This window comes from Prosthecobacter sp. (assembly GCF_044373815.1).
Taxonomy (GTDB): Bacteria; Verrucomicrobiota; Verrucomicrobiia; order Verrucomicrobiales; family Verrucomicrobiaceae; genus Prosthecobacter.
Genome location: NZ_JBIPNG010000260.1, coordinates 1 through 9,299 on the forward strand (window position 1 = coordinate 1; position 9,299 = coordinate 9,299).

General features: G+C 59.2%; 7 protein-coding genes and 1 pseudogene. 5 read left to right on the forward strand and 3 right to left on the reverse strand.

What is annotated here, in order from left to right:
- Together ACIREA_RS19480 and ACIREA_RS19485 are read left to right on the forward strand one after the other, a co-directional pair.
- Positions 1–265, forward strand: a 265-nt coding sequence (locus tag ACIREA_RS19480; protein WP_397384010.1) for a hypothetical protein, incomplete at its 5' end; no start/stop codon positions are given.
- A gap of 15 nt (positions 266–280) precedes the next feature.
- Positions 281–1,300, forward strand: coding sequence for an SAM-dependent methyltransferase (locus ACIREA_RS19485; RefSeq protein WP_397384011.1), 1,020 nt, complete (start codon positions 281–283; stop codon positions 1,298–1,300).
- A 29-nt stretch (positions 1,301–1,329) separates the two neighbouring features.
- Here the strand turns inward: ACIREA_RS19485 and ACIREA_RS19490 are convergent, their stop codons facing one another.
- Positions 1,330–3,303: an amidophosphoribosyltransferase gene (locus ACIREA_RS19490; RefSeq protein ID WP_397384012.1), complete on the reverse strand. Its 1,974-nt coding sequence runs from the start codon at positions 3,301–3,303 to the stop codon at positions 1,330–1,332.
- Between the two features lie 306 nt (positions 3,304–3,609).
- On the opposite strand from ACIREA_RS19490, the gene ACIREA_RS19495 reads away from it, so the two are divergent.
- Positions 3,610–4,884 carry a PQQ-dependent sugar dehydrogenase gene (locus ACIREA_RS19495; protein ID WP_397384013.1) on the forward strand — a complete coding sequence of 425 codons (1,275 nt, stop codon included), beginning with the start codon at positions 3,610–3,612 and terminating at the stop codon, positions 4,882–4,884.
- A gap of 49 nt (positions 4,885–4,933) precedes the next feature.
- Positions 4,934–6,346 (forward strand): sulfatase, encoded by a 1,413-nt coding sequence (locus ACIREA_RS19500; protein WP_397384014.1) that lies wholly within the window; start codon positions 4,934–4,936, stop codon positions 6,344–6,346.
- 25 nt (positions 6,347–6,371) lie between these two features.
- Here ACIREA_RS19500 and ACIREA_RS19505 read toward each other — a convergent pair whose 3' ends face one another.
- Both ACIREA_RS19505 and ACIREA_RS19510 read right to left on the reverse strand, forming a co-directional pair.
- Positions 6,372–6,923 carry a heavy-metal-associated domain-containing protein gene (locus ACIREA_RS19505; protein ID WP_397384015.1) on the reverse strand — a complete coding sequence of 184 codons (552 nt, stop codon included), beginning with the start codon at positions 6,921–6,923 and terminating at the stop codon, positions 6,372–6,374.
- 9 nt (positions 6,924–6,932) lie between these two features.
- Positions 6,933–8,336 (reverse strand): DUF1501 domain-containing protein, encoded by a 1,404-nt coding sequence (locus tag ACIREA_RS19510; protein WP_397384016.1) that lies wholly within the window; start codon positions 8,334–8,336, stop codon positions 6,933–6,935.
- Positions 8,337–8,407: 71 nt separating this feature from the next.
- On the opposite strand from ACIREA_RS19510, the pseudogene ACIREA_RS19515 reads away from it, so the two are divergent.
- A pseudogene (locus ACIREA_RS19515) lies at positions 8,408–9,299 on the forward strand (hypothetical protein); the annotation flags it as partial.

The window sequence follows — 9,299 nt, forward strand, 5'->3', positions numbered from 1 at the left end:
CCAAATCGCCGGAGCCGATCAGAAGTGGGTATGGGCCAAAGCCAAGATCGAAGGCAGCGAAGTCGTTGTCTGGAGCGACGCTGTGCAGCAGCCGATCGGTGTGCGCTATGCCTGGGCCAGCTGGCCAGAAGGTGCCAGTCTCATGAATGCCGAGGGCTTGCCAGCCTCCTGCTTCCGCACCGATGACTTCCTGCCGTCCACGCTCGGTTTCGTGTCTCCCTTCAAAGAGGCAACACCGGCAAAGCCAGCGCCTGCCAAACCATGATCGTTCGAGCCTAGCGTGCATCTTTTCCTCGCTGAACCTGATACATCGCCGTTCCTCGCCGATGAACTGCGCCGCGCCGCACCGGATGCTGCACAACGCGAAATCGAAGGCCTCGGCATCGCTGCGGATCTGAAGCTGGAAGGACTGCTGCTCGCCTTCGCGCGCCAGACACTGCCTGACGCCGTTGAAATCCATGCCGCTTCCATCAATGCGTGGGCGGACCGCATCATCGAAGCCACCGCTGGCATCTTTCCCGATGACCAGCCTTGGCGTTTGCATCTCTGGCCTCAATACGGTGAAGGCAAAGCCGGGCAGCATCGCTGTGAATTGATCCATGCCAGCCTGGTAGAGCGCCTGAAAAAGCGGCGCAGAAAGCTGCTGCGTTCTCTGCTCGATTCGGATGCTGTCTTTGATGCGCAAACCTCCCTGGTGCAGTGCATTCTCACCTCCCCCGAAACCGGCTGGCTTTCCACCTCGCTCGCACCGCAGCCTTATGCTCTGCGCAGTTTGATTTCGAGCTTCCCACGCGGCGAAGTGCCACTGGCCGATGACAAAAGCGCCCCCTCCCGTGCCTTCACAAAACTGGTGGAGTCCGAGCAGCGTCTGGGACGCCAGATCGAGCGCGGGCAGACCTGTGTCGATCTCGGTGCTTCACCGGGAAGCTGGAGCTATGTGCCCATCCAGCGCGGAGCGAACGTCATTGCCATCGACCGCTCAGAGCTACGTGAGGATTTGATGCGCAATCCGCGCCTGCATTTCCAAGTTGCCGACGCCTTCAAATACAAGCCACCGCAAACGGTGGACTGGCTCGTCTGTGATGTCATCGCGGCACCGCAGCGCAGCATCGATCTGCTGCTCGAATGGCTGCGCGAGAAGCGCATGCGCAACTTCATCGTCACGATCAAATTCAAAGGCCACGATGAGTATCCGCTGCTCGACATCCTCAAACGCGAAGCGCCGCCACTCTGCGCGGAGTTTCACCTGACGAGACTCTGCGCGAACAAAAACGAAGTGTGCGCGTTTGGCGTGGTTTGATAGTCAAAAGGCGGGCCAAGCCACCTCACTTACAGCAGCGCCTCATGCGCCCGGCCATCCTTGGCCTCGCAGTAGAGGATGAAGGACTGGTTCACCACTGAATAGCCGCCGGGAGTCGGATAGTCACCGCTGAAATACCAGTCGCCGTACTCGGCACCGAGAGCGTTGTGTAGGTCGGGAATGGTCTGGTAGATGACTTCGACGGTGCCATGCCACGGTGTGTCCTCAGGACTGATCATCTGGGCGATGCGTGCGGAAATTTCCTCGTCGGTGAATGGCGCGTAGATGGCCTTCACGGCATTGCGCATCTCTTCCTTCGGCTTCTTCATCTCGGCTTTGCAGGCCAGATAAGTCTCATGCACGATGTTCGACATGCCACGCGTACGCAGGAGTGAAATGGCGGCCTGGAAGGCGATAAACTTGCCGAGTTCGGCCATGTCGATGCCATAGCAGTCGGGATAGCGAATCTGCGGCGCGGTGGAGCACACGATGATGCGCTTCGGATTCGTACGGGCCAGAATGCGCAGCAGGCTTTTCTTCAGCGTGGTGCCACGGACGATGGAGTCGTCGATGACCACCAGGTTGTCCTTGGAGGTCACAACTCCGTAGGTGATGTCGTAGCTGCCGGACACGAGTGCATCACGCCCCGTCTCCTGGGCAATGAAGGTGCGCATCTTGATATCCTTGAGGGCGATTTTTTCGGCTCGCGGCCAATTGCGCAGCACCAAATCGTCGAGCTTGGCCTCGTCAAACTCACCACTCTTGAGCATGTCCACCAGCGCCTCTTTGACAACAACACGTCGGCTCTTTCGCAGGCCGTCGAGGAAGCCGAAGTAGGCCGTCTCAGCCGTGTTTGGGATGAAGCTGAGCACGGTGTGCTCGAAGTCGTTGTCGATGGCCTTAACCACCTGCGGCACCAGCTGCTCACCGAGCGCCTTGCGCTGGTGGTAGATGGCGGAGTCGTTGCCGCGTGAGAAATAAATGCACTCGAACGAGCAGGGCTTGAATTCACGCGGCTCGGTGAACTTCTGGATGGTCATACCACCATCCGCCTTGATCACGGCCACATGCGCCGGAGGGATCTCATGAGTGTCCTCTTCATTGACGCCAAAGACGGACATCAAGGCTACTCGCTCGGAAGCCATGGCAAAGATCTCGTCGTTCTCGTAATAGTGGCAGGGGCGGATGCCGCTGGGATCGCGCATGGCGAAGAGGTCACCATTGCCGATGACACCGACGATGCTGTAGCCACCATCCCAGCGTTTGGCGGACTCTTTGATCACTTCAGTCACGTCCAGCTGCTCGCTGATGTGCTGCGGAATGTCTTCCCCGGGCATGCCCGAGTCACGCAGGACGTGGTAAAGCTTGGTGTGCGCCTCATCGAGCTGAAAGCCGATTTCTTCCAGCACACTCTGCGTGTCCGTGCCGAAGACGGGGTGCTGCCCGCGCTTCATCATCACCTCGTTGAGTTCGCGGGTGTTGGTGAGGTTGAAGTTCCCCATCACCATCAGCGTACGGGTGGGCCAAGTGGTGCGGCGCATGTAGGGATGCAGCGCGCCCTTGCCGAAGTCACCGCTGGTGCCGTAGCGCAGGTGGCCGATGTAAATCTCCCCGGCCATCTCAAACTCGCGCTTGATGGCGTCCGGATCGTCCTCAAAAGACACGAATTCCTTCCCTTCCTGGTCGCGCTCATCCTTGCGCTGCTTGTCGATGCGGCGGGCGATGCGTTTGAACTCTTTGCGTTCATCCTCAAAGACTTGACCGATGCGTTCCACGCTCTCGGTGCTCCGCATGCGGAACATGTATGGGAGGCCGGGGGGCATGCCGAGCTTGCTACAGCCGATGCCCATGCCGTCCTGGCCACGGTTGCGCTGCTTGGTCATGATGGCCTGCAGGGCGTCAAAGCCGTAGAGGGCGTTGCCGTATTTTTGATAGAAGTATCCTAGCGGCTTTTTCAGCCGCACCACTGCTATGCCGCACTCGTGACTGATTGGGTCGCTCATCGTAAAGGAGCACCCATCTTTGGCATGCCATGGGAGGAGTGCAAGACGTGGAAAAAGTTTCTCGCGTGTGTCTGCCGCCGCCTGTCGCACGTATGTCCCACTCCCCGCCGATGGAATCAGGCTCGTAAACCCAGCCAGCACGTCCGGACGTGGGTCAGGCCACGAATCAAAGGGCGCATGGATAGCGGGCAATCATGTTGCAGAAAATCTCATGCTTCCTGCATTCTTCCCACGTAATTCGAGCAAAACTAGATCCATGGCTGTCAGGATGGCATGGTCCATGCAGTCAGAATTCCCAACCTCCCGATGAAAATTTTCTTACCCCACCGCTTCTGGCTACCCGCCTTGACGCTGGCGGCCTTTTTCATGCCAGCTTCCAGCTACCCGGCCATTCCAGAAATCGGCTCCCCCCTGCCCGTCCCAGCAGCGCCGGAAATCCCGCCGCAGGAACTCCCGGAAGAGCCGATGCCGGGAATCGTGCTGCGCAAACTCGCCTTTGACCGTGAGTTCGACTCCCCAGTCATGCTGGCCTCCATGCCGGATGCCGGCGGAGAGCAGGTCATTGCCATGCAGCGGGGTGAATTCTGCGCTGTGCGGCTGGACGGCAGCGGCCAGTGGCGGCCCTTTCTCGATTTCCGTGAAAAAATGAAGGGCCTAGTGCTCTTCGAGGAAGGCGTGCACGGCATCGCTTTTCATCCCCGCTTTTCTGAGAACCGGCTGTTTTACCTCAGCTACTCGCAAAACGAACCCCGCCGCACCGTGATCAGCGAGATGCGCGCCTCCAAAGACTCCACCCCTGATGCACTGCCGGAGACGGAACGCGTGCTCATGGAGATTCCCCAGCCGCTGGCAGATCACTGGGGCGGTCACATCGCCTTCGGGCCGGATGGTTGTCTCTATATTGCGCTCGGTGACGGTGGCCTGCGTGATGACCCCTATCGGATGGCGCAAAACCCCTGGGTCCTGCATGGCAAAATCCTCCGCATCGATGTGAACGGCCGCAGCGGCAAGCTGCCCTACGCGATTCCCGAGGACAACCCCTTCACCAAAGTGCAGACCGTGCGTCCTGAAATTTTCGCCCTCGGTTTTCGTAATCCTTGGGGCCTCTCCTTTGACGCACGCTCCGGCCAGCTCTGGTGCGCGGATGTCGGCCAAGACCTCTGGGAGGAGATCAACCGAGTGGAAAGCGGTGCCAACTACGGCTGGAGTGATCGTGACGGCCCCGCAAAGAGCGCCTTCCACGCACACAGCTATCTCCCGAACACGCCCACCACCGACCCCGTGCATGCCTACACCCGCATGCGTGGCGAAGGCATCTGCATCGTCGGCGGCCTTCTTTACCGCGGCCAAAAACTGCCGCAGCTCGACGGCGCGTTTGTCTTCGCCGACTGGGGCTACGGCAGCGTCTGGGCACTGGGCATCGATCCCGCCAGCGGCCTGCCCGTCCGCCGCAGCGTTCTGCACCGCAAGGACCCGGAGCATAAGTTCAACCCCACCCTCGTCACGGCAGATCTCGATGGAGAACCCGTACTGCTCTCTCAAGATGGAGCCCTCTATCGTCTGGAAAAGGATGACGATTGAGCAAAGCTTCACTGCAAGAGGCTGACCATGACCGCGTTCAAGGCGGGCCATGAATCGTTTCTTCGCCCTGTTCCTGCTGCTCAGCTCTGCTGCGGTCGCTCAATCGAAACCCGATGTACTCTTCATCGCCGTCGATGACTTGAACGACTGGGTCACCTATCTCGGTGGCCATCCGCAGACGAAAACTCCGAACATCGACCGACTCGTGGCCCGAGGCACGGCGTTCACCAATTCACATTGCGCCGCACCGGCCTGCAATCCTTCGCGCGCGGCACTGATGAGCGGTTTGCGCCCTTGGCAGACGGGGATCTACACCAATGGTGATCCGGCCCAGGGCGTGATGAAGGATGTGCTCACCATCAACCGCCACTTTCTCGCCAGCGGTTACAACACCCTCGGCGGCGGCAAAATTTACCACGGCTATGGGAGCGAAGGACGCACCGATTCATGGACTAAATGGGAGAGCCTGTTCCCCTCCATTCAGGAACACGAGGAAAACATGAACGGCCTCAACCGCGGCCACTTTGACTGGGGGCCGGTGGACGCCAAGCCTTCTGACATGGGCGACTACAAAGCCACCGACTGGGCCATCAACCAGCTCAAGACCGCGCCGCAGGACAAGCCGCTCTTCCTCGCCATCGGCTACATCAAGCCCCACCTGCCTTGGTATGTGCCCAAGGAGTATTATGACCGCTTTCCGCTCGCCGACATCAAGCTGCCGGTGACCAAAGAGCATGACCTCGATGACATCCCCAAGGCGGGCGTGCGCATGGCCGGCCCCGAGGGCGATCACGCCGCCGTGATCAAAGGCGACCAATGGAAGAAAGCCGTTCAAGCCTATCTCGCCACGATTTCATTCCTCGATGACCAGGTGGGGCGTCTGCTCGACGGACTCGATCAAAGCCCCCGCAAAGACAAGACCATCATCGTCTGGTGGACCGATCACGGCTGGAATCTGGGTGAAAAGGAGCACTGGCGGAAGTTTGCCTTGTGGGAGGAAACCACACGCACCTCCATGGCCATTGTCGCCCCTGGTGTCACCAAGCCGGGCACAACCTGTACTGCACCGGTCGATTACCTGAACATGTATCCAACCATCTGCGAGCTCACCGGTCTGCCCGTGCCGGAGCATGTCAAAGGCGCAAGCCTCATGCCGCTGCTCAAAGACCCCGCTGCCAAATGGGACGGCGTGGCCGTCTGCACGCACGGCAAAGGCAACCACGCCGTGCGTGACGCCAACTGGCGCTACATCCGCTATGCTGATGGTACCGAGGAACTCTACGACCACACCAAAGACCCGTATGAATGGACCAACCTTGCCAAAGAAGTCGGCATGAGCGACATCAAGGCCAAGCTCGGTGCCGCCATCCCCGCCGCCGACGCTGAAATCAAACCAACGTCAGGTGATGGGCAAAAGAAAGGCGATGGCAAAGGGAAGAAGAAAAAGAAGGCCGAGGAATAGCCTGAGCCTGACTCGCAGAAGCCCGTCATGGCCCTTCTGCTTCCACCGTGAAATCAAGCCCCAAACAGTTTGGTTCGGGTGACTTCATCGCTGTGGCAAATTGCGCGAGGCTCCAGCCCTGCGGACCGGTTTTCTTTGGATCAATTTTGAGTTCGTGGAAGTGGATGAGCAGCTCACCCTTGGCCTTGTCCACTGTCTCCAGTTCTACCCAACCTTTCCATCGCGCAAACAGGCTGTCCACTTTCGCGGCATGCTTCGCATAGTCCGGCACATGGAGTTTCAGCGTTGCCAGATAAGGTTTGCCGTGAATGGGCAGCGCCTCGCGTACAGCCTGCGCGACCTGGTGCTCGCTCACCCTCTTCGGGTCAAAGACAACATTGGCATAAGTGTCTATCACCTGCACGACCGTCGCATCTGCAACACCCTTAGTTTCACTGATTGACTGCTGGACGACATAGACGCAGCTCCCGCACTCCACGCCTGAGACATAAAAGGTCACGGTCGGCTGCTTTTCGGCGGCGTGGAGACCGGACGTAATGGAACCAAGGAAGAAGAGAAGGCGAAGTGTGTATTTCATAACGGAATTTCAAACCAGCCCCCGGATCGGCTCGCCACGGGTTAGAACGCTGAGCAGGCTCGGCGGCAGGCCGTCGGTCACTCGCGCCTCCCCCACATCCACCAGCGTATGCATGATGGTGGCGATCAAATCGGGAATTGTGACCGGTTCTGAAGCGGGCTCTCCGCCATTGCGTGCTGATTGCCCGATGACCTGGCCCATCTTCAATCCGCCCCCATAAATCATGAGCGGTGCCAGGCCGCCCCAGTGATCGCGCCCGCCTTTGACATTGATCTTGGGCGAGCGCCCCATCTCGCCGCAGCAGACGAGCATGATTTTTTCACTCAGACCGCGTGATTCAATGTCCTCGATCAAGGCGGAGACCGCGTGGTCAAAAGGACGTCCCACGTAATCCATGCCCGTGCGACACGGGGCATTGTTGTTGTCAGCATGCATGTCCCACACAAAGCTCGTCGTGACGGTGACAAAGCCGCAGCCGCGCTCGCACAACCGCCGCGCCATGAGCAGCAGCTTGCCAAGCGTGGCGGCGTTGTCGGCATAATGCTCGCGGTTGTTCCACTGCGTGCTGATGCGGTCTTTGGGCAGCAGCGGAGCAGTATCATACCGGGCGATGATTCGCGGGTCCTCTCTGGAAAGATCAAACGCATCCGATACACCACGCCGCAGCACATCGAAGGCAAGCGTTTGAAATTCCGCCATGCCGGCGACGGACTGGCTGCCATCCATGGTTCGCTTCCATTGATCCAGCGAAGCAAGCAAAGTACGACGATCATCCAGCCGGTTCTGTGGCATGCTCAGGGTCATGTCCGCCTGCGCACCACTGCCTGCACCAGGCACAAAGGGCTGGTAAGTCGCCCCCAGTTCACCGCTGGAGGTGAAGTCGCCGAATTGCTTGATCACAGGCCCTGCCATGGCTGAAACCGCCTGCGGAAACAACGCCACATTCGTCGGCATCGCGCTGCTTATGCGCAGCGGCCCCGCCATGCGTGAATACAACGAGCCCAGATTCGCCTTCATCGTGTCTTTGCCTACGATGGTCTTGATGTCGTGCACCGCATCTCCGGTGACGAAGGAACGCACGATGCTAAACTTGTCCGCCAGCTTTGCCAGCCTCTCAAACGTGCTGCCAAACGTCACCCCGGGCAGCTTGGTTTTGATCTCGCCCGTGACGCTGCGGATCTCCGACGGCGCATCCATCTTCGGGTCAAAGGTTTCAAACTGCGACGGCCCGCCGTGCATGAACAAAAAGATGACCGACTTGTCCTTGAGCAGCGACTTTTTGGAAGCCGCCAGCGACTTGAGCGCCATCAGATCACTCAGCCCGAGCCCGCCCAGCCCCAGGCCACCAATGCGCAGGAAATCACGCCGCTGAAGGCGCGAAGAACCCTGGCTGTGGTCGGAAAAGGTCAGCATGTCCCTGCCAAATACGCCACCAAGGAGGCACTCCTTCCTGATTGTGCTTGCCACCCTGCATCGAGTTCGGGATGCTCGCCGCCATCATGCGCATCCACCCTTTCATTCTTGCTGTCGGATTGCTGACCATGGAGGCCGCCGCCGACTCCACCGAATGCCTGCACTGCAACAAGCATTTCCTGCCGCAGCCGCTGAAGCTCATCCCGGGCCGCAAATATGCACGAGATCGCCGGGCGGACATTCTGCATGTGAAGCTCGATGTGACGCCGGATTTTGCCAAGCGCACAATCTCAGGCACGGCGACTCTTCATTTCAAACCGATCGCTCTTCCTTTGGAGAAACTCGAACTGGATGCGGTGGACTTGAAGATCACTTCCATCACGGCCGCCGGTGCGCAGGTCGCGGAGCATCAGGTCACGGAAGACAAACTCATCATCACCTTCGCGAAGGCGATTGCACCAGACGCAGAGGCGACGGTCACTGTCGCCTATTCGGCAGTGCAGCCTGAGCACGGCCTGTATTTCCGCACGCCGGAGATGGGCTACAAAGCAGGCGACACGCAGGTGTGGAGCCAGGGCGAGGCGGAGGAGCATCGCTTTTGGTTCCCCAGCTACGATTACCCCAATGAGCGATTCACCAGCGAAGTCATCTGTCATGTGCCCAAGGGCATGCAGGTCATCTCCAACGGCACGCTGCAGAGCGAAAAGCCCGGCAATGACGGCCTAACGACCTTTCATTGGCTGCAGGATAAGCCGCATGTGAACTACCTCATTGCGATGACGGCGGGCTACTTCCACAAGCTGGAGGATAAGGCGGAAAATCTGCCGCTCGCCATGTTGGTTCCTCCGTCACACACCGCACAGGCGGCAAACGCTTTTACCGACACCCGCAAGATCATCGAATTCTACCAGAAGGAAATCGGCGTGCCCTTTGCCTGGGATAAGTACTATCAGGTTTACTGCC